Genomic DNA, 20,710 nt, shown 5'->3' on the forward strand with positions numbered 1-20,710 from the left:
CTGTTCTACCACATGCCGTCGGCGGTGGGCCGATGGCCGTATGCCTCGCGGTTACTGTCTGGTCGTGCCCGACGTGGTGCCGCTGGTGGTTCCGGACGTGGTGCCTGAGGTCGTGCCCGATGTGTTGCCGGTGTTGCCTGTGTTTCCGGTGGTGTTGCCCGTGTTACCGGTATCGCTGCCCGTTGTGCCGCCTGTATTGCCGGTGTCGCCGGAGGACGAGCCCGAGCTGGATCCGCCGCCGAGCGCGGCCGAGTCAGGGTTGCCGTAGCTGTTGTCCACGGGGATCTTGGCCGTGGAGAGATACGTCTCCATGAACTCCTTCCACGTCGGCAACGCGATGTCGGAGCCGTACCAGGACGAACGGTAGACGCCGTTGATGGTGCCGTACAGCGACGTGCCGGAGTTCTCGGCGTTCGTGATGATGGCGAAGGCCGCCACCTGAGGCACGAAGCCGGACGTGGCCAGTGCGTTCTGCTCGCTCGTACCGGTCTTGGCGTAGGTCTTGCGTCCTCCGCTGAGCTGTGCGGCCCCGGCGATGCCCTGCGTGACGTTGAGGTTCATCGCGTAGGCGGTGGTCTGAGCCACGGCCGAGGAGACGGCCTGATGGCAGTTCGCGCTCGGCACCTTGAACGTCTTGCCGGAAGAGCTCGTCATCTTCGTGATGGCGATGGGCGTGCACTCCTTGCCGTTGGCCGCGATCGTGGCGTACACGTTCGCCATGGTCAGCGGTGACGCCGGCATGGTGCCGATGACCATGGACGGCGAGAGCTTCGTGATCGCCTGCCCGTCGGGACGATGGTAGCCGAGCGTCTGCGCCATGTCGGCGATGGGCTTGAGGCCGATGATCTGGGCCATGGACGCCTGCGTGGTGTTATGCGACTGGTTCAGTGCCTGCAAAGGGGTCTCGGGGCTCACGGTGCCGCCGCCCGAGTTCTGCAGCTCCCACACGTCGGTGGCGCGTCCCGCGCCTGGGAACGAGGAGACCGGATAGCTGGTGTACGTGGCCAGCGGCTCGTTGATCGAGTGGCCGGACTTGACCCATGCCGCGAAGTTGATGGGCTTCCACGTCGAACCGATCTGGAAGCCAGTGCCGCCGCCGTCCTTCTGGTCCACCGCGTAGTTCATCGATGTCTTGGTGGTTCCCGGGGAGCCCGCCACGTCGTAGATGCGGTTCTGCGAAAGGGCCAGCACCTCGCCGGTGCCGGGCTTGATGGCCGCGATGATGTTCTCGTATCCGCTGGGGTCGTCGATCGGGAGGTTGTTGGTCACGGCCTTCCATGCGGCGTTCTGCGCGTTGACGTCCATCGTGGTGTAGATATTGAGGCCGCCCTGCTTGACGAGGCGCTTGCGTTCCTTGAGCGTCTTGCCGTACAGCGGGGAGTTCTCGATCTGGTGCAGCGTGTAGTCGCAGAAGTACGCGGCGTTGCCCGCGGCCTGGCAGCCCACCGCCACGCTCTTCTTGTGCAGCGTCTTCGACAGCGGGATCTTCTTGGCCTCGTCGGTCTTGGCCTTGGAGACGAAGCCCCATTCGCTCATCAGGTCGAGGGTGATGTTGCGTTGCTTCTCGGCCTCGGTGGGGTTGACCAGCGGATCGTAGCTGGTCGGGTTCTTCGTGATGGCGGCGATCGTGGCCGACTCCACGAGGTTGAGGTCCTTGGCGCTCTTGGAGAAGTAGCGTTGCGCGGCGGTCTCCACGCCGTACACGTTCTTGCCGAACTGTGCGATGTTGAGGTAGCCCTGCAGGATCTCCGCCTTGCTGTAGGTCTTCTCCAGCTCGACGGAGATGAGCATCTCGCGCAGCTTGCGTGCGATGGTCTCCTCCTGCGCGTGGTAGGCGGCGATCGGGTCGTCGTTCTCCAGCGCCTGGTCGATGAGGATGTTCTTGACGTACTGCTGGGTGAGTGTCGATCCGCCCTGTGTGTCGCCCTTCTTGATGTACGTCTGCACGAACGCTCGTGCGATGCCCTGCGGGTCGATGCCCGTGTGCTCGAAGAATCGGTGGTCCTCACGGGCCACGACGGCCTTCTGCATGAGGTCGGAGATGTTCTTCAGTGGGACGATGATGCGGTTCTGCTCGTAGAACGTGGCGATGACCGTCTTGCCGTCGCGCGCGTACATGCGCGACTGCTGCGGCAGGTCGGCGAGCTCGAAGTCGATGTCCTCGGCCTGGAGCTGCGCGGTCAGGCTCTTGGCCACGGTGTTGGCGCCGAATACGGCGGGAAGCATGAATCCTGATGCGACCACGCCGCCTGCGACGCAGAAGAGGAGGTAAGCCAGGATCAGCGTGAATACACGACGTGCTGTCTTTGGTTTCTTTTCGGGCATGGTGCCCATTGTAAAATGCCGGCCCTACCTTGGTATTTTCATGTCTTCAATCTCCACATCACTGCCATTCCATGGGAGTGGACGGGAATGATATGGAGATTGAAGATGGCCGCAGTCCCCATGACGTGCGGCCGGTCGGGATGGCCATGCGCGGCATTCCGATTCCCGAAAGGCTTACTGGTGCGCGCGGCGGATGAGCTTGCCGGGCTGGTAGATGATGATGGTGCGGCCCTTGCGCGATATCCAGCCGCGCTGGGTGAACTCCATGAGCGCCTTGTTCACCGTCTCGCGCGAGGCGCCGACCAGCTGCGCCATCTCCTCCTGCGTCAGGTCGTGGGGCACCACGAGACCGTCCTCGCTGGGCTCGCCGAATCGCTGGGCCAAGTCGATGAGCGTCTTGGCGAGGCGTCCGGGCACGTCGGCGAACACGAGGTCGGTGATGCGTTCGTTGTTCAGGCGGGCGCGGTTGCCCATCACCTGCAGCATGTCGATGGCCACGCGCGGATGCTCGTCCAGCCACGCGAAGATGGCGCTGCGCTCCAGCGAGGAGACGACGGTGCCGTTGGTCATGACGATGGCGGATGCGGTGCGCGGGCCGCCGGTAGGGTCGAACACGGGGATCTCCCCGAGCACCTCGCCGCGTCCGTGGATGCTGAGCAGATGGATGCGGTGGTCGCTTGACTCGCGGATGAGCTTCACCCTGCCGTTCTCCAGCAGGTACAGTCGATGATCCGTATCCCCTTCGCGGAACACCGCGTCGCCTTTGGCGTAATACCGGCGCTGAAGATGGGGGAGCAGCAAATCGGCCTCGTCGGGCCTCACCTGCTTGAAGAGGGCGGTGTGCAGAAGGGCATCGCGTTGATGTTCCATCTCACTTTCGCCGTTGTCGTGGATCACTAGGGTCCTCACCTCCGTGCTTCATTGGTCTGGACAGAATAGACACCTAGGATATGTAGTCTACCTCGATGGGTGGCGAAATGAGGGGCGGGGTCTCGTCGGCATCCGCCGTCATCGTGCGGGATGCGCGTCCGTCCGGCGTGTTCCCATCCGCCTCCCATGTTTCGTTCGGCGTCGTCGTGCGACAATACGGTATGGCGAATATCGGAAGATCGTATGTTCCGGCGGGAACGCGCATATGATTGCGCGCGGACGGATGCGTGCACGTATATATACGGAGTGTGATGATGGCGGAGTCTATGCAGAGGCGCGACGGTTCCATGTCGGTCGTGGTGGTGATGCCCACGTACAACGAGCGCGAGAACCTCCCCGTCACGTTGGGCGGCGTGTTCGAGCATTGTCCCGACGTCCACGTGCTGGTGGTGGACGACGGTTCGCCGGACGGCACCGGCGAACTCGCCGACGACATGGCCGCGCGGGACCCGCGCGTCCATGTGATGCACCGCGGGGAGAAGAACGGTCTCGGGCCGGCGTATCTGGCGGGCTTCCGATGGGCGTTGGACCGCGGGTACGACGTGGTCTGCGAGATGGACATGGACGGCTCGCATCGTCCGGCCGATCTGCCGCGTCTGCTGGATGAGGTCTGCGGCGGGAAGGGCGTCGACCTGGCGATCGGCTCGCGGCGCGTGCCGGGCGGCGGCATGGAGGACTGGCCGTGGTACCGCGATCTGATCTCGCGCGGCGGATCGTGGTATGCGCGCATGATGCTGGGGCTGCGGGTCCACGACATGACCGCGGGGTTCCGCGCCTACAGGGCGTCGATGCTGCGGCGCATCGACCTGACCGACGTGCAGGCGGGCGGATACGTCTTCCAGATCGACATGACCAGGCGTGTGGCGGCCGTGGGCGGCGTGATCCGCGAGGTCCCCATCACGTTCGTGCAGCGGGTCCGGGGGGTGTCCAAGATGAGCTCCGCCATCGTTGCGGAGGCGCTCTGGCGGGTCACGGTGTGGGGAATACGGCGCATGTTCATTTGATTTTACTTTTTGAGTCGTTGTGTGCGATAATGTTACTATGATTTCCTCACAACGACAGCATGTGATTCTCAGCAGGCTTCGTACGCGCGGCGCTGTGCGTATCACCGCCCTGAGCAAGGAGCTCGGCGTCTCATCGATGACGATCCGCCGGGACATCGCCGAGCTCGCGGACAAAGGCCTGCTCAAACGCGTCCACGGCGGCGCGGTCACGACCAGCACCCTGCTTGCGGAACCCCTCTTCTCCGTCAAATCCCAGATGGACATCGGACTCAAGGACGCCATAGCCCGGCAGGCCATCAACTACGTCTCCCCGGGCGACGTCATCGCCATCGGCGGCGGCACCACGGCCTACATCTTTGCCCAGCATCTGCTGGAAAGCGAGAATTCGTCCGGCATCACCATCCTCACGAACTCCATCCCCGTGGCCGAACTCGTGCAGGCCATGGAGAACAAGGACGCCGAGGTCATCGTCACCGGCGGCGTGCTCACAAGGTCCAACTCGCTCGTCGGCCCCATCGCCGACAAGGTCATCTCGTCGCTGCGTGTCAACACGCTGTTCCTCGGCACGCACTCCGTCTCGATGCCGCGCGGCTTCCTGACGCCCAACTCGTTGGAATCGGCCACCGACGCGGCGCTCATCAACATCGCCGACCGCAAGATCGTGCTCGCCGACCATACGAAATGGGACAACACGTCGCTGTCCATGTTCGCGAGCTTCGATTCCATCGACGTGCTCATCACCGACGACGGGCTCAACCCCGAATACGCCGCGCAGGCAAAGGATTTGGTGAAGGAACTCGTTCTGGCCTCCCAGGGCGACACCGACAAGGAAAGAGAATAGCAATGGCTGAATTCAAGCATTATGTGCCAGGAGACTATGCGAAGGAGCATATCCGCATCACGCCGACGACGCTTGCCGACGGAAGGGACTTCTTCTACCTCGACGACGACCCGGAATATGTGTCCGGCGCCAAGACCCGCGAACTGACCGATCCGCGTCCGCTGGCCTATCGCTTCAGCAACCAGCTGAACGCGGCCGGTGAGGAGGTGCCATACGCGGCGCCCGAGATGCGACGGGATCCGCTTACCGGCGACTGGATTCCGATGGCCACCGCCCGCATGAACCGGCCGATCACCGCCGGCCCCGGCGCCACCGCCAAAGGCAACCCGCTGGCCGCGCGCAAGCCCGGCGACCCGTATCAGGACGGCGAGGTGCCCGACACCGACTACAACGTGGTCGTGTTCGAGAACCGCTTCCCGTCGATGGTGCGCGTGCCCGGCCGCTCCGAGGACGTGACCTACGTGGATGGCAACCCGCTGTGGGAGAAGAAGATGGCCGTCGGACGCTGCGAGGTCATCTGCTTCGACCCCAACGAGCATGGTCTGCCCGCCGACCTGCCGGTCTCGCGGCTGCGCACGGTGGTCGAGGCGTGGGCGTTCCGCACCGCCGAGATCTCCGCCATTGACGGCATCGAGCAGATATTCCCGTTCGAGAACCACGGCGCCGAGATCGGCGTCTCGCTGGCCCACCCGCACGGCCAGGTCTACTGCTACCCGTTCATCGCCCCGAAGATGGAGAAGGAGCTCCAGCACACCGAGGCCTACCATGAGAAGACCGGTGGCAACCTGCTCAAGGACCTCATGAACGCCGAGCTCGAAGCCAAGGAGCGCGTGATCATGCGCAACCACAGCTGGGTCGCCTACGTGCCCGCCGCCGCCCGCTGGCCGCTGGAGGTGCACGTGGCGCCGGTGCGCGACGTGCTCACGCTCGACGAGCTCGACGATCAGGAGCGTTGGGACCTGGCGTCCATGTACTCGCATCTGCTCAGGCGCGGCAACGCGTTCTTCGACAAGGGCGACGGCAAGGGCATGGACCTGCCGTACATCGCCGCATGGCATCAGGCCCCGATCCACGACGCGCGCCGCGAGAACTACCGTCTGAACCTGCAGTTCTTCAGCTTCCGGCGCGCCGCCAACAAGATCAAGTATCTTGCCGGCTCCGAATCCGGCATGGCCGCGTGGATCTCCGACACGACGCCGGAGCTCATCGCCAAGCGCTTCCACGAGCTCGGCGACGTCGACATCGACTAGTCGACACTGACTAGTCGACATCCCAACCGGCAGGCTCCCCTCCCCCGATAGGGAGAGGGGAAGCAGGAACCCAACGATGACGTCCCAGCCGACAGGCTCCCCTCCCCATATCGGGGAGGGGAGCTGTCCGACGAAGTCGGACTGAGGGGAGGGGTCTCGAATTGCGGTATCACCGAATCGGCGATGCTGTCTGATTGGCGACCGGCATCATTGCTCCGGGGAAGACGTCTGTTGGTGTCGGCGCTACCGGGGCGGTGCCGGCCTTTCGCCGGCGTCGGCGTTGACCGGTCGTCCGTCGCGGCCCCGTCGCCGGGGCCGAGTGCACCGTCCCCGGCAATAGGCTCCCCTCCCCGATAGGGGGAGGGAAAGCGACACGGCGTCTAATTCTGCCAGGCGTCGTAGATCCCCTCCCCGATAGGGAGAGGGAAAGTAGGAGCCCGACGACGACATCCCAGCCGACAGGCTCCCCTCCCCATATCGGGGAGGGGAGCTGTCCGACGAAGTCGGACTGAGGGGAGGGGGCTCGAATTGCGATATCGCTATCGACGTGACTATAATAATCAATAACGAACAAAACATAACATACTCAAACATGGATTGTTTGGATTCTCGACATCATCGCGGGTCCGGAATCAATCCGATTCGAGTATGACGGCCATGCTGCAAGGAAGGAGAATCATGGCTCAAGTGGAATTCATCGCTCCGATCGAGGCCGACGAAGGCGTTGCCCGTGCCACGGAACTGTTCGAGAAGACGTACGGCGTCAAGCCGGAGGGCGTGTGGAGCGCGCCCGGCCGTGTGAACCTCATCGGCGAGCACACGGATTACAATGCCGGCCTGTGCCTGCCCATAGCCCTGCCGCATCGCACCTATGTCGCGTTGCGGCCGCGGACCGACACCACGGCGCGCGTCGTCTCCGAGATCGCCCCCGACGATGTGGTCGCCGCCGACCTCGACGGACTCAAGGCTCGCGGTGTCGACGGGTGGGGCGCCTATCCGATCGGTGTGGCGTGGGCGCTGCGCGAGAAGGGCTTCAACGTGCGTGGGTTCGACGCCGCGTTCGTCTCCTGCGTGCCGCTCGGATCGGGACTGAGCTCGTCGGCCGCCATGACCTGTTCCACGGCGCTTGCCCTGGACGACGTGTACGGTCTGGGATACGGCCAGTCCGATGCCGGTCGTGTGACGCTCATCAACGCCGCCATCAAGTCGGAGAACGAGATGGCCGGCGCCTCCACCGGAGGTCTCGACCAGAACGCGTCCATGCGGTGCGAGGAGAACAAGGCGCTGTTGCTCGACTGCCGTCCGGAGCTCACGCCGCTGGAGAACGTCTCCCAGCAGGCGTTCGACCTCAAGGCCAACAAGCTTGAACTGCTGGCGCTCGACACCCAGGCCCCGCACCAGCTCAACGACGGCCAGTATGCCGAACGCCGTGCCTCATGCGAGAAGGCCGCCGAGATTCTCAAGGTGCCGAACCTGCGTTACTGCGCGGACGGCATCATGAAGGCCGACGACCCGTTCCAGGCGTTGAAGGAGACGCTCGACGCGCTGCCGGACGAGACGATGAAGAAGCGTGTGCGCCATGTGGTCACCGAGATCGAGCGTGTGCGCAGCTTCGTGCACGCGTTCGCCGACGGCGACATCGAGAAGGCAGGGCGCCTGTTCAACGCCTCGCATGATTCGCTGGCGTCGGACTACGAGGTCACGGTCCCCGAGCTCGACGTGGCCGTGGACGTCGCCCGGCACAACGGAGCCTACGGTGCGCGCATGACCGGCGGCGGCTTCGGCGGCTCCATCATCGCGCTGGTGGACGAGGGGCGCAGCGAGGAGGTAGCCCAGCTCATCGCCGACGAATTCGCCCGCCGCGGCTTCCACGCCCCGAGGGCAATGGCCGCAGTGGCCAGTGCGTCAGCTTCCCGTAACGTCTGATTCACGCCGGACGTGATGGGTATGGGCTGGACAGTCCGGTGGACTGTCCAGGGCCGCTGCGGAAGTGTTGGGATTCCCTACGAAATTCCAACGCCGATGTGTGGTCGGGCGTTAGCCCGTCCGTAATTGCAGGACCGCAGTGGCCAGTGCGTCGGCTTCCCGTAACGCGTGATTCACGCCTGTTGGTGGGGTGGCGCATCTGGTGGCTCCCCTCCGTGTGGAGGGGAGCCGATTGGTGAGTGGTGTATTTGGTCGGCTCCCCTCAAGGTTTGAGGGGAGCTGTCGGCGGAGCCGACTGAGGGGAGTTGGCTTCACTGGTCGTTTCTTGGAGTCCGGCTTCTTGTCGTCGGAGGCGGCAGTGCGGGGGGCGCTCCCCTCAGTCCGCCTGTGGCGGCCAGCTCCCCTCATCCATGAGGGGAGCCTATCGGTGTGAGGGGCGCCGCCGTGCCATCCGCTGAGACGGTCCTTCGGCCCCCTGATGCATGAGGGGGCGGGGCATTGTCGATCAGCGGTAGGAGCGCTGGCGTTCGGAGCGGGAGCGTCCGCCGAATCCACCCCTCTTGGCGAAGCGGTCACGCTTGGTGGAATGATGGTGCTTGCCGGAGGAGTCCCTGTCGAAATGGCCGCGGTCGGCCTTGCCCGGCTTCTCGAAACGGTCGGACTTTTCGAAACGGTTCCTGCGGAAACCGCCGCGTTCGAAGCGGTCGAACTCACGGTCGGCGCGGTTCCGTCGCTCGCCGCGGTCGTAGTCGTTGCGACGACGGTCCTTGCGGGCTGAGCCACGGTCGAAGTCGCCGCGGCGATCCTTGCGGTAGTCGTCACGGTCGAACTCACGGCGACGGTCGAACTCACGGTCGAAGCGGTCGTGCTTGAAATCGCCTCGCCCATCACGTCGATCGTCGGTGTAGGAGAAACGCTCAACATTACGCCCGTCGCGGTCACGACGATCGCGGAACGAGCGATTGCCGTGACGGTCATCGCGGCGTCCGCCACGGAACCCACGTCCGCGTCCGTCGCCGCGCCGTCCCCCGCGCCGTCCCTTCTTCGAGCCAGCGCCCAACGTCGGCAGCGTCCAGCCCTCGACCTTCGGCGCCTGTTCGCCGATCAGCTCCACCACTTCGGGCGATTCCGCCGTCACACGCACGAACTTGCAGTCGATGCCGGCACGGCGCAGCATACGGGCCGTACCACGACGCTGATGCGAGGTGACGAGCGTCACCACGTCGCCGTCCTTGCCGGCGCGCGCGGTTCGGCCGGAACGGTGAAGGAACGACTTCGGGTCGCGCGGCGGATCGATCTGCACGACCAGCTCCACGCCGCTGATGTCCATGCCGCGTGCCGCCACATCGGTGGCCACCATCACGTGCACCTCGCCCGAACGGAACGCGCGCATGTTGCGTTCACGCAGGCTCTGCGACAGATCGCCCTGCAGTTCGGCGGTCGGAATCCCCGCCGCGATGAGCCGCGCCGTCAGCTCGGTGGCGAAGCTCTTCGTGCGCGTGAACATGATGCGTTTGCCGGTTCCCGACGCCAACGCCTCGACCACGCCCGGCTTGTCCTTGGCGGACACCTGGAACACGTGCTGCGTCATCGTCGCCACCTGGGCGGTGGCGGAGTCGATCTCGTGGACCTTCGGCTCATGCAGGAAGCGCTTGACCAACGAATCGATGTCGTTGTCGAGCGTGGCGGAGAACAGCATGTGCTGGCAGTCTTCCGGCACCTGTTCGAGCAGCTTCGTGACCTCGGGGAGAAAGCCCATGTCGGCCATCTCGTCGGCCTCGTCGATCACCACGACCTCGACGTCGTCAAGACGGCAGCGATGCTGGTTGATGAGATCCTGCAGACGTCCCGGGCATGCCACAACGATGTCGGCGCCGCGACGCAGGTCGTTGACCTGACGGTTCTGGCGCACGCCGCCGTAGATCGTCGTCGTCTTCATATGCCGGGCGTCGGCCAGCATGGCCACGACGTCGTTGATCTGGTTGACGAGCTCGCGCGTGGGGGCGAGGATCAACGCGCGCGGACGCGTCGGCGTCGCACGTTGGGAGATCCTTGCGACCAGCGGAATCGAATACGCCAGCGTCTTGCCGGAACCGGTCGCGCCTCGGCCGAGGATGTCGCGGCCCTTGAGCGAATCCGGCAGCGTGTCGGCCTGGATGGGGAACGCGCTGGTCTTGCCGTCGTCCGCCAGTGCGCGGACGAGGGACTTCGGCACGCCGAGTTCGAAGAACGTCGGCTGCTGCGGTTCATCGGAATCGGTAGTGCCGGTTTCGACGATGCCGTTTTCGTCGGTGTCGGACGTTTCGGCATCGGACGTTTCGGCGTGGTCGTCGGCGGTATTGGCATCGGCGGCGTCGATTGTGTCGTCGCCGGAAGTTTCATCGGCGTTGTCGCCCGTCACCTCGTCGGAGCCGATGATGTCGGTGATATCGATGTCGTCAAGATCGTTGATGTCGTTCATGTTTTCGTATGCGCCGTCAATGACGGCCGCGCCGTTGGGCGTGCTGAAATCGGACACTATTGCCTTTCGGAAAATCAAGAAAGCGTTGTCAAAAAACGGCGGGCATGGTTCTCCCGCCTCGATTCATCGCGATGCAAAGCATATGTACTATCGCGATACATGTACCGACCCCATGCGCGCGGAATCCGCCGCATACCTCCCGGACCACGTCGCGTGGTCAGAACCTGGGAGGCGGTCGTCTGAATGTGCCCCGATGAAAAATCATGCTTGGTTGGTAGCGACGCCGGGTGCTTTCTTCCGTATCCCGGCCGAATAGCTATTCTACGCCATGCCCTGTGCCTCGGCGCGTTGCGGGCGATTTGCGGAGGCGGGGCAGCCCCCCTCAGTCGGCTACGCCGACAGCTCCCCTCGGGGAGGGGAGCCGGTTGGTGGAAAGGGCTCGGTCGTCGGTTTTGCTCGATTGAGGGAGCCGATTGGGGAGACGTTGTGGGATTTGGCTCCCCTCCGTGTGGAGGGGAGCTGTCGGACGAAGTCCGACTGAGGGGAGGGACATGCAGGTGCGGTTCAGTGCAAGGCACCTTGCGAGGCACCTTTCTTCAGCCTCGCTGTTGCTCGACAGCTCCCCTCGAAGAGGGGAGCTGGTTGGAGGGGTATCGGCCCTGAAATCCCGTTTGAAGGGGAGTCGGGCCCGCCGATCAGTTCTTGAAGCTGTGGATCGGGGCGGGGATGCGGCCGCCGCGTGTCACGAATGCCTCGCAGCTGGTCTGGTTCACCGGCATGATCGGCGCATAGCCCATCAGGCCGCCGAAGTTCGCCATCTCGCCCACGCCCTTGCCGGCCACGGGGATCACGCGCACGGCCGTGGTCTTCTGGTTGACCATGCCGATCGCCGCCTCGTCGGCGATCATGCCGGAAATCGTGGCGGCGGACGTGTCGCCGGGGATGGCGATCATGTCGAGACCGACCGAGCATACGCAGGTCATGGCCTCAAGCTTCTCCATCGTCAGGCATCCGGACGCGGCGGCGTCAATCATGTTCTTGTCTTCGGAGACGGGGATGAACGCGCCGGACAGGCCGCCGACATAGGACGACGCCATGATGCCGCCCTTCTTCACCTGGTCGTTGAGCATGGCCAGCGCGGCCGTCGTGCCGGGCGCACCCACCTGTTCGAGGCCGATCTTCTCCAGCACCTCACCCACGGAATCACCCACGGCCGGCGTCGGCGCCAGCGACAGGTCGATGATGCCGAACGGGACGCCCAGACGACGCGACGCCTCCTGCGCAACCAGCTGGCCGACGCGCGTGATCTTGAACGCGGTGCGCTTGATGGTCTCGCACAGGAACTCGAAATCCTTGCCCTTCGCGGCGTCGAGCGCGCGGGACACCACACCCGGGCCGGAGACGCCCACGTTGATCACGGCGTCGCCCTCGGTCACGCCGTGGAAGCCGCCTGCCATGAACGGGTTGTCGTCGGGCACGTTGCAGAACGCCACGAATTTCACACAACCGTAGGAGTCGTTGTCGCGGGTCAGTTCGGCGGTGTCCTTGATGATGTGGCCGAGCAGCTCCACCGCGTTCATGTCGATGCCGGTCTTCGTGGAGCCCACGTTCACCGACGAGCAGACCAGGTCGGTCTCGCTCAGCGCCTTGGGCAGCGAACGGATCAGCAGCTCCTCGGCCGGGGTCATCGACTTCGAAACGAGCGCGGAATAACCGCCGATAAGATCGACGCCGACCGTCTTGGCGGCGTGATCAAGCGCATGCGCGATCTTGACGAAATCGTCCGACGTCTTGCAGGAGCTCGCGCCGACCAGCGAGATCGGCGTGACGGTGATGCGCTTGTTGACGATCGGAATACCGTAGTCGCGGCTGATCTCCTCGCCGGTCTTCACCAGATCCTTGGCATACGACGTGATCTTGTCGTAGATGTTGTCGCAGACGGTGTCCACGTCGCCGGCCGCGCAATCCAGCAGGCTGATGCCCATCGTGATGGTGCGCACGTCGAGCTTCTCCTGCTCGATCATCTGATTGGTCTCGTGGACCTCCATGATATTCAGCATGGTATGTAATCCCTTTCGACGGTCGCTCAGACGCGGTGCATCTTGGTGAAGATCTCTTCGCGCTGGCAGCGGATGCGCACGCCGATGTCGTCGCCGAGGTCTTCAAGATTGCCGACCATGGCGCTGAAGTCCTTGTCGGATTCGGAATAGTCGACGATCATCATCATGTTGAAGAAGCCGTCGATGATGGTCTGCGAGATGTCGAGCACGTTCACGTGGTGCTTCGACAGATACGTGCAGACGCGGGCGATGATGCCGACCGTGTCCTGGCCGACGACGGTGATGATTGCCTTGTTCATGAAGTCTCCCTTAAGACCGTTGGACTGATCGGCGGCGGACCATGGCGATGGACCGTATGGATGGCCGGACGGTCCCGGGTGCGTTCCGCCGAAAATACCGGACTTTCCCAGTTTACCCGCCGTTTCGCATGCGTGAATACGACGTTCCAATTTCCTGATGACCGTTTTGCTTTACGCGCCGGTTTTCTGGTGTCATCCTGCGGATGTTGTTTCTCGCCGCTCGATGAGATCGCGGCTCGCGGCGCTACAAAACGGCCTGTCGACCGTTTTGCTTTACGCGCCGGTTTTCTGGTGTCATCCTGCGGATGCTGTTTCTCGCCGCTCGATGCGATCGCGGCTCGCGGCGCTACAAAACGGCCTGTCGACCGTTTTGCTTTACGCGCCGCCGGCGAATCCCAGTTGGCGCCAGGCTTCGTAGATGGCGATGGATGCGCAGTTCGTCAGATTCAGGCTGCGCAGGCTCGGTCGCATCGGCAGCCGCACCTGTTCCGCCACATGCGGCCCCTCCATGATGTCCATCGGATCGGGGATGTTGCCCGGTTCGGGCCCGAACAGCAGGATGTCGGTCGGGCGGTACTCGACGTCGGTATACAGCTTGGTGGCGTGCGCGGTGAACGCGATGATGCGCGAATCCGGCATCGATTCCACGAGATTGTCGAAGTCCGGATGCAGCACCACATGCGCCATGTCGTGATAGTCGAGGCCCGCCCGGCGCAGTTTCGTATCGCGCAGGTTGAATCCCAGCGGCTCCACCAGGTGCAGGATCGTGCCGGTCACGGCGCACAGGCGGATTGCGGAACCCGTGTTGCCGGGGATGCGGGGGGAGTAATAGCACAGGTGCGGGGTGACGGTTTCGGCCTGTGCGGCCTTCTCGGCGGACAGCATGGCGTCGACCACGCTGATCGGGTTGCCGTGCGCGTCGGTCACCAGTTCGTCGGGGCCGTAGTTCGACTTGCGGTAGCCGTATTCGAACATCTTCTCCACTTTGGATTCAGGATTGATGCGATCGGCATCCTTGATTGCGGGATTGTCTGTGGGGTTCTGCTCCATATTCACAGTCGTCAAGAATAAGAACGCCAATCGACACGGGCGGCTAAGCGGCCGGACGAATAGCGCGTGACCCGGCGCACGAGCGTGACCGGGTGTGGGTATGCCCGGTCACGCAATATGTAAAACGTTGATATTGCAAGGGTTTTGGTTGTGCGTGACTGGGTGTGGGTATGCCCGGTCACGGTGGGTATACCTAGTCACGGTGGGTATGCCCGGTCACATGCTCTACTGGTTTTGCCGTGCCGGCGATGACGGCATCCGATATGGTCCGGTACAGTACGTCTGCGAGATCCGGCAAGGAAATCCGGCAGGGAGATTCGATATGGGCGACGAGACGATTGATATGACGGAAGCGGGCGATATGCGCGAAACCGTGCGGCGGCGTCTCGCCGCATGGTGGGAGGTCAACGCCCGCGACCTGCCTTGGCGCTTCGGTCGCACGACCCCATGGGGTGTGCTGGTCTCCGAGGTCATGAGCCAGCAGACGCAGATGAGCCGCGTCGTGCCCTATTGGACCGAGTGGATGCGCACCTGGCCCGACGCCGCCGCGCTCGCCGCCGCGTCCGCCGCCGAGGTCATCACCGCATGGGGACGGCTGGGGTATCCCCGGCGCGCCCTGCGTCTCCAGGAGTGCGCCCGCGCCGTCGCGCAACGATACGACGACGAACTGCCCGACGACTACGAGACGCTGCTGTCGCTCCCCGGCGTCGGCGACTACACGGCAAGCGCCGTCTCCAGCTTCGCGTTCGGCCGCCGCGTGCCCGTCATCGACACCAACATCCGCCGCGTGCTCTCCCGTGTGCTGCTCGGCGTCGAATCGCGAGGCGGCGCCGCCACCCGCACCGAACGCGACCTCGCCGCCGACGCATTGCCCTCCGACGTCGCGGAATCGGTCGTATGGAACCAGTCGGTCATGGAACTCGGCGCCGTCGTCTGCACTGCGAAGAAGCCGTCGTGCGAGATCTGCCCCATAGCCGGCCTGTGCGCGTTCCTCGCCGCCGGACGGCCGGGGCTGGGGGAGCGACGCACCCGTCCGCGCCAACGGTTCCAAGGCACCGACCGTCAGGTGCGAGGCATCGTGCTGGACGCGCTGCGCAGACGCCGAACCGGTTCCGACGCCTCGGCGTCCGGCCTGCCGCGCGATGAGGTCGAGGCGCTGTGGAAGGATCACGCCCAGCTCGACGCATGCATCGCGTCGCTTGACGACGACGGTCTCATCGACATCCTGCCGGACGGCTCGCTGACGCTGCCGCGGTGACATGCCATATCGGATGATGTGGAAATGCCGCTAGGAATCGTCGTCGCCGGCATCGGCCGCCGGCGGACGTTCCTACACTCGAAGATATGGCAAAAAAGGCGAGGAACATCAGCAAACGACAGCAGCGAATCTATCGTCGTCGCCGAATCGTGGCGGCAATCATCCTCGTGGCGGTGCTCGCGGCATTCGGCGGGCTGATCTACGGCGCGGTCACGGGCATCCGTCATCTCACCGAAGGCAAGGCATCCCCCTCGGCAAGCCCGACGTCATCGAAAAGCGCGGACGGCACCGCATCCCCGTCAGGCAAGGACAACGCCACGAAGACCACCGCCGGCGTACCCGACTGCGGCGCCGACGACATCACTCTGACCCTGACCTCCGACGTGACGACCGTCGGCGTCGGCGGAACGGTCAACTTCAAGGCGACCATACTGCACGGCGGCAAAACCGACTGCCTCATCGACGCGGCGAACGACTCGCGCATCCTGACCATCACCACGGGCAACACGACGGTATGGCGCTCCGACTCCTGCCCCGCCGACTCGCGGCAGCTGCTCATGACCGGCTCCGACAAGGACATCCAGTCCGTCGTATGGAACACCAACAGCACCGGCGACAAATGCGTGGCGGACGCCTCCCGGCCGCACGTCGAAGCCGGAACATACGTGGCGACGCTCAGCCTCAAGGACAACGCCGCCGTGAAATCCGACCCCCTGACCATCACCGTGCGGTAGCTGCCGCGGCGGTCCTACCGCCGTTCCACGCCAAGCGCCTTCAACGCGCGCGACACCGAATCCGCCTCCACGATCGTCAATCCGTCGACGACGATGGGTCTGGCACCCCTGCGGCGTACGGGGACCACCACATGCGTGAACCCCAGACGCGCCGCCTCGCGAAGACGATACTCCAACCGCGGCACCGGACGAATCTGCCCGGTCAGCGATATCTCGCCGATGGCCGCGTAATCGCGGGGGATGGGACTATGGAACGCGGCGCTCGACAACGCCGCCGCGATGGCCAGGTCGCAGGCCGGCTCCTTGGCCAGACCGCCTGCGATGGTCGAGATATACAGGTCGTTGGTCAGCAGCGGAATTCTCCCATGCCGGTACAGCACCGCCACCAGCATGGCCAGACGATTGGAATCGATGCCGTTCGTGGCGCGGCGCGGCGTCGGCAGCACCGAATTCGTCACCAGCGCCTGCACCTCGATGGGCAGGCTGCGGTGGCCGTCCACCGTGAACGTCACGCACGTGCCCTCGGTCGGCTTGTCGGAATCCGACAGGAACAACGCGCCCGGATTGGCGACCTCGTCGATGCCTTCGCCGCTCATGTCGAAGCAGCCGACCTCGTCGGTCGGGCCGAAACGGTTCTTGACGGCCCGGAGCATGCGCAGTGCCGTCTGCGGGTCTCCCTCGAACTGGCAGACCACGTCCACCAGATGCTCCAGCGTGCGCGGTCCGGCGATGGAACCGTCCTTGGTCACGTGGCCGACCAGCAGCACGGGGATGTCGCGGGTCTTGGCCACGTCGATCAGGGCGCTCGCTACCTCGCGCACCTGCGTGGAACCGCCCGATATGCCCTCGACGTCCTGCGAGATGATGGTCTGCGCGGAGTCGACGATGGCCAGCGTGGGATTCACCTGCTCGATGAGGCCCAGAACGGTGGCGAGGTCGGTGGTGGAGGCGAGCAGCAGGTTCTCGTCCACGGCGTCGATGCGGCCGGCGCGCATCCGCACCTGCGACGTGGATTCCTCGCCGGAGATATAGAGCACCTTGCCGGTGCCGGTGCCGGCGCCGGCGTGGCCGTTGTTTGCGTTGCCGTTGTCTGCGTTGCCGTTGCCGTCGGCGCGTTTCGCCACGCGCCCAGCCGTCTCCAGCAGCAGGGTGGACTTGCCGATGCCGGGCTCGCCGGCCACCAGCACCACGGAGCCGGGAACGATGCCTCCGCCGAGCACGCGGTCGAACTCGCCGAATCCGGTCGATACGCGGGCCACGTCCTGCGTGCTGACGTCGGTGATGGGCGTGATCATCGTCTCGGGCACATGCGTGGCCGCCGTGCGGGATATCGCCGCCGTGCCGACGCCTCCGCGCGCGCCCGCTGCGGCGGACATCTTCGAACGGGAGACGGCGCGTGGCCGTGGCTCATGGAATTCGTTGACCGTTCCCCATTCGCCGCATTCCGGGCATCGTCCGAACCATTTCGCGCCGCTCCATCCGCATTCGGAGCACAGATACCGGGTCGATGATTTCGCCATGCCGACAACGCTATTGGCATTGAGAGACAAGTGGCCGCGTCCTAACGCCGTGAGAAAATCGCGGCATGTCCAATGTGAGTAATGCGAATTCCACTTCCTCCCGTCGCCGACTGGTAGTTATCGTCATCGCGGCCGTCGTCATCGTGGTCGTGATGCTGAGCGCCTTCGTCTGGCCCGGTTGGGCGGTGAAGAGTCAGAAGAACGGAGGTGGCGAGGCCACCCAGACGCAGTCCGCGCCCGCCACGCCGACCATCAAGGCGTCCGCGCTGCCCAAGGACGCCACTGATCTGGTGAAGGCGCTGCCCGACGACGTGACGAACTATGCGCGTACGGGCGTCGCCGAGGCCAAGGACTGGGCGTCCGCCAAGCCGATCGAGGAATACACCGTCTCGTATTCGACCGGCGACAAGTCCAAGGACGTGACCATGCTCATTGGCCAGTGGGCCACCGCGGATTCGGCCAAGACCCAGTACGACAAGCTCGGCGAGGCGCTGACCGGCGACATGCTCGCCCACGGCAGCGTGAAGGTGTCCGGCGCGAACAAGGGCTCCTACGTGGTGAGGGCCGACGCCAAGGACGGGAACAAGGCCGTGGCGTTGTGGCAGAACGACACCGTCGTCTTCCAGGTGTCCGGGTCCAAGGCGGCGGTCATGGCGTTCTATCAGAAGTTCCCCATGTGATCACCCTACGTAATCAATCGGCAATCATGGGGTAATCGCCCGTTCGGGTGGTGTTAGTCCGAAAGCCGTAGTACTATTGGGCAAGTTGCAATCTTTTCGATACGTATAGAACGGAGGCTGAGATGGGTTCGGTCATCAAGAAGCGCCGCAAGCGGATGAGCAAGAAGAAGCACCGCAAACTGCTGCGTAAGACTCGCCACCAGCGCAAGTAGTCTTCAGCGCCGTGTGGCGCGGCGTCGAACGGACGCGGAAAAGTCGACGGCGCGAACAACGCCGTCAGACGAAAAAGCCCCGTGAACCTTATGGTTCCGGGGCTTTTGTCGTGTATATGGCGTTCTGTTACTTAACTTGTCAGTTGTTACTTGTTGCCGTTGGTCATGACGCGGGGGCCGTTCGGATCGCCCACGATCACGGTGTCGACCATGTTGAGGAACAGTCCGTGCTCCACCACGCCGACCGTGTCGATGAGGTCCTCGGCCAGCTCGCGCGGGTGGTCGATGCGGCCCAGGTGCAGATCGACCACGTAGTTGTTCTCGTCGGTGCGCACCTTCTTGCCGTCGGCGTCGAGACGCAGAACCGGCTTGTAGCCCTTGGCCTCGAACTTCTTGATGACGTGGCCGGCGCCGAACGGGATTACCTCCACGGGCAGCGGGAACGCGCCGATGGTGTCGACGACCTTGGACTCGTCCACGATCCAGACGATCTTGTCGGAGTTCGTGGCCACGATCTTCTCCCACAGCAGGGCCGCGCCGCCGCCCTTGATGCCGTCGAAGTTCTTGTCCACCTCGTCGGCGCCGTCGATGGTCACGTCGATGCGGTCCACGTCATCCACGTCGACGATCTTGATGCCGTAGCCCTCGGCCTGCTCCTGGGTGCGACGGGACGTGGTCACGCCGGTGAAACGAAGGCCCTCCTCCTGTACGCGGCGGCCGAGCTCGTCGACGAGGAACCGTACGGTCGAGCCCGTTCCCAGACCCGCGATCATGCCGTCGGTGACCAGCTTGGCGGCTTCGATGCCCGCCGCCTTCTTCAATGCATCCTGCTGTGCCTTGTCCATGGTGTTCTCCTTCGGTAACCGGTTTTTGAACGTTCTACACATTCACTGCCCCAGTGTAGGCATGGGCGCGGAATTCCGGCGGGCGCTGACGGTCGGCGGGGCGTCAGCGCCCGAGGATGACGTCGCCGTCGAGCTTCATCGTGCCGTCCGCCGCCACCGTGCCGGTGAACGTGATGGTGCCGGTGATGGTGACGGAGCCGCCATGGAACGACGGGCTGCTCGACGGCGGGGGAGTGATGCGGATGGTTCCCTGCGCCCGTAGCCCCGTGGCGCTGCGGCGTGCGGGTTCACGGGAGGCGTCGTCGTTTGCGGGGGTGCGCGGTTCCCCGGTGGTGGCGTTCGCGATGGGGGTGGGGGATGCCGCCGTCTCATCCGGCTCGTCTGTGTGTTTTGGGTGTTCTGTGTGTTTTGGGCGTTCTATGTGTGCCGGTTGTTCCGTGTGTTCCGGTTGTTCCGTCGACGTCTTCCTCTTCCTCGTGTTTTTCGTGAAGTCCTCGTCGCCGTTTCGGCTCGTGTCGGGGGTTTCATCGCCGCGTCCGAGATGATACTCCTCCGCGGTGATCGCCCCGTCGAGCAGCATCCGCGCATCGGCCGGCACGTCGGTGCCCTTGGCGTACGGGGAGCCGAGCAGCGACTGCCAGCCCTCCTTCGGCAGATAGCCGTCGCGCACCTGGGAACGGCAGTCGCCGGCGTATGTGCGTGCGAGTTCATCCACCTTTTCGTTGCCGGCGTTGCCCGCATGGCCCTTGACCCACACGAACTTCACCGAACCGGGACGTTTCGCGATTTCCGCATCGATGGCCTTGATGAGCTCGGCGTTCTTCACCGGCTTCTTCTGCGAGTTCCTCCAGCCGTTGCGCTTCCAGCCGTGCACCCACTTGGTGGAGCAGTTGATGGCGTACTGCGAGTCGGTCTCGATGACCAGCGGCTCCTCTCCGGGATGCGCGCGCAACGCCTCCAGCACCGCGCACAGTTCGCCGATCTGGTTCGTGCCGTTCGTTGCCCCGCCCGCATCGCAGTCGCCGGGATGGTCATGCCCGGGCCGTCCGCCCGCATTCGCCTCGTGGTCCGCCCACGCCCAGCCCATAGGACCGTTGGGGTTGCCCAATGCGCTGCCGTCCGTTGATACCGTAATCGTCATGATTGTCAGGGTAGTGGATGCCTTGGGCGTTGGGTGGGTTCTCCCCTCAGTCAGCGTTGCTGACAGCTCCCCTCAGGGAGGGGAGCCGGTTGGATGGGCCGTCTCATCCTCATCGGGGGAGCTGGTTGGTTGGATGGTCTCGTCGTGGTAGGGCGCCTGTTTCCGGTCGGCTCC

18 protein-coding genes are annotated in these 20,710 nt (G+C 64.3%); 9 read left to right on the top strand and 9 right to left on the bottom strand.

All coding sequences use genetic code 11. The features are described 5' to 3' along the window. Positions 1–51: 51 nt before the first annotated feature. Positions 52–2,325, bottom strand: a complete 2,274-nt coding sequence (locus DF200_RS01400) for a transglycosylase domain-containing protein (RefSeq protein ID WP_193903103.1) — start codon at positions 2,323–2,325, stop codon at positions 52–54. A gap of 174 nt (positions 2,326–2,499) precedes the next feature. Continuing rightward, on the bottom strand, positions 2,500–3,195 hold the full coding sequence (locus tag DF200_RS01405) for a Crp/Fnr family transcriptional regulator (protein WP_109136602.1): 696 nt from the start codon (positions 3,193–3,195) through the stop codon (positions 2,500–2,502). A 326-nt stretch (positions 3,196–3,521) separates the two neighbouring features. On the opposite strand from DF200_RS01405, the gene DF200_RS01415 reads away from it, so the two are divergent. The 4 genes from DF200_RS01415 to galK all read left to right on the top strand — a co-directional run bounded on the left by DF200_RS01415 (position 3,522) and on the right by galK (position 8,276). Then, positions 3,522–4,259: a polyprenol monophosphomannose synthase gene (locus DF200_RS01415; protein ID WP_241520079.1), complete on the top strand. Its 738-nt coding sequence runs from the start codon at positions 3,522–3,524 to the stop codon at positions 4,257–4,259. Between the two features lie 37 nt (positions 4,260–4,296). Then, complete coding sequence (locus DF200_RS01420) at positions 4,297–5,100, top strand: DeoR/GlpR family DNA-binding transcription regulator (protein ID WP_109136520.1); 804 nt, start codon at positions 4,297–4,299, stop codon at positions 5,098–5,100. A gap of 2 nt (positions 5,101–5,102) precedes the next feature. Further along, the gene (gene galT, locus DF200_RS01425; protein WP_109136521.1) at positions 5,103–6,350 is read left to right on the top strand and encodes a galactose-1-phosphate uridylyltransferase; all 1,248 of its coding nucleotides are present in this window, start codon (positions 5,103–5,105) and stop codon (positions 6,348–6,350) included. Between the two features lie 678 nt (positions 6,351–7,028). Further along, positions 7,029–8,276, top strand: coding sequence for a galactokinase (galK, locus tag DF200_RS01430; protein ID WP_109136522.1), 1,248 nt, complete (start codon positions 7,029–7,031; stop codon positions 8,274–8,276). 505 nt (positions 8,277–8,781) lie between these two features. On the opposite strand, the gene DF200_RS01435 is transcribed toward galK, so the two are convergent. The 3 genes from DF200_RS01435 to DF200_RS01445 form a co-directional block, all read right to left on the bottom strand. Further along, positions 8,782–10,794: a DEAD/DEAH box helicase gene (locus tag DF200_RS01435; RefSeq protein ID WP_241520080.1), complete on the bottom strand. Its 2,013-nt coding sequence runs from the start codon at positions 10,792–10,794 to the stop codon at positions 8,782–8,784. Between the two features lie 638 nt (positions 10,795–11,432). After that, positions 11,433–12,797, bottom strand: a complete 1,365-nt coding sequence (locus tag DF200_RS01440; RefSeq protein ID WP_109136523.1) for a PFL family protein — start codon at positions 12,795–12,797, stop codon at positions 11,433–11,435. Positions 12,798–12,823: 26 nt separating this feature from the next. Continuing rightward, positions 12,824–13,096 carry an ACT domain-containing protein gene (locus tag DF200_RS01445; protein WP_094664857.1) on the bottom strand — a complete coding sequence of 91 codons (273 nt, stop codon included), beginning with the start codon at positions 13,094–13,096 and terminating at the stop codon, positions 12,824–12,826. 157 nt (positions 13,097–13,253) lie between these two features. On the opposite strand from DF200_RS01445, the gene DF200_RS10620 reads away from it, so the two are divergent. Continuing rightward, positions 13,254–13,514 (top strand): hypothetical protein, encoded by a 261-nt coding sequence (locus tag DF200_RS10620; protein WP_146191977.1) that lies wholly within the window; start codon positions 13,254–13,256, stop codon positions 13,512–13,514. Here the strand turns inward: DF200_RS10620 and DF200_RS01450 are convergent. Then, positions 13,472–14,146 (bottom strand): tRNA (cytidine(34)-2'-O)-methyltransferase, encoded by a 675-nt coding sequence (locus tag DF200_RS01450; protein WP_109136524.1) that lies wholly within the window; start codon positions 14,144–14,146, stop codon positions 13,472–13,474. The genes DF200_RS10620 and DF200_RS01450 overlap by 43 nt on opposite strands. Before the next feature lie 361 nt (positions 14,147–14,507). Between DF200_RS01450 and DF200_RS01455 the strand changes: the two genes are divergently transcribed. Further along, positions 14,508–15,404, top strand: coding sequence for an iron-sulfur binding domain-containing protein (locus tag DF200_RS01455; protein WP_109136605.1), 897 nt, complete (start codon positions 14,508–14,510; stop codon positions 15,402–15,404). A gap of 86 nt (positions 15,405–15,490) precedes the next feature. Continuing rightward, positions 15,491–16,138: a hypothetical protein gene (locus DF200_RS01460; RefSeq protein ID WP_146191978.1), complete on the top strand. Its 648-nt coding sequence runs from the start codon at positions 15,491–15,493 to the stop codon at positions 16,136–16,138. Between the two features lie 14 nt (positions 16,139–16,152). Here the strand turns inward: DF200_RS01460 and DF200_RS01465 are convergent, their stop codons facing one another. After that, on the bottom strand, positions 16,153–17,658 hold the full coding sequence (locus DF200_RS01465) for a DNA repair protein RadA (RefSeq protein ID WP_109136526.1): 1,506 nt from the start codon (positions 17,656–17,658) through the stop codon (positions 16,153–16,155). Positions 17,659–17,723: 65 nt separating this feature from the next. On the opposite strand from DF200_RS01465, the gene DF200_RS01470 reads away from it, so the two are divergent. Both DF200_RS01470 and DF200_RS01475 read left to right on the top strand, forming a co-directional pair. Beyond that, positions 17,724–18,338 (top strand): hypothetical protein, encoded by a 615-nt coding sequence (locus DF200_RS01470; RefSeq protein ID WP_109136527.1) that lies wholly within the window; start codon positions 17,724–17,726, stop codon positions 18,336–18,338. Positions 18,339–18,460: 122 nt separating this feature from the next. After that, positions 18,461–18,550 carry a 30S ribosomal protein bS22 gene (locus DF200_RS01475; RefSeq protein ID WP_004268639.1) on the top strand — a complete coding sequence of 30 codons (90 nt, stop codon included), beginning with the start codon at positions 18,461–18,463 and terminating at the stop codon, positions 18,548–18,550. 146 nt (positions 18,551–18,696) lie between these two features. On the opposite strand, the gene rpiA is transcribed toward DF200_RS01475, so the two are convergent. Both rpiA and DF200_RS01485 read right to left on the bottom strand, forming a co-directional pair. Beyond that, the gene (gene rpiA / locus DF200_RS01480) at positions 18,697–19,395 is read right to left on the bottom strand and encodes a ribose-5-phosphate isomerase RpiA (protein ID WP_109136528.1); all 699 of its coding nucleotides are present in this window, start codon (positions 19,393–19,395) and stop codon (positions 18,697–18,699) included. Between the two features lie 103 nt (positions 19,396–19,498). Then, positions 19,499–20,536, bottom strand: a complete 1,038-nt coding sequence (locus DF200_RS01485) for a ribonuclease H family protein (protein WP_109136529.1) — start codon at positions 20,534–20,536, stop codon at positions 19,499–19,501. Positions 20,537–20,710 lie beyond the last annotated feature (174 nt).

It is taken from the genome of Bifidobacterium catulorum (assembly GCF_003129925.1).
Classification (GTDB): domain Bacteria; phylum Actinomycetota; class Actinomycetes; order Actinomycetales; family Bifidobacteriaceae; genus Galliscardovia; species Galliscardovia catulorum.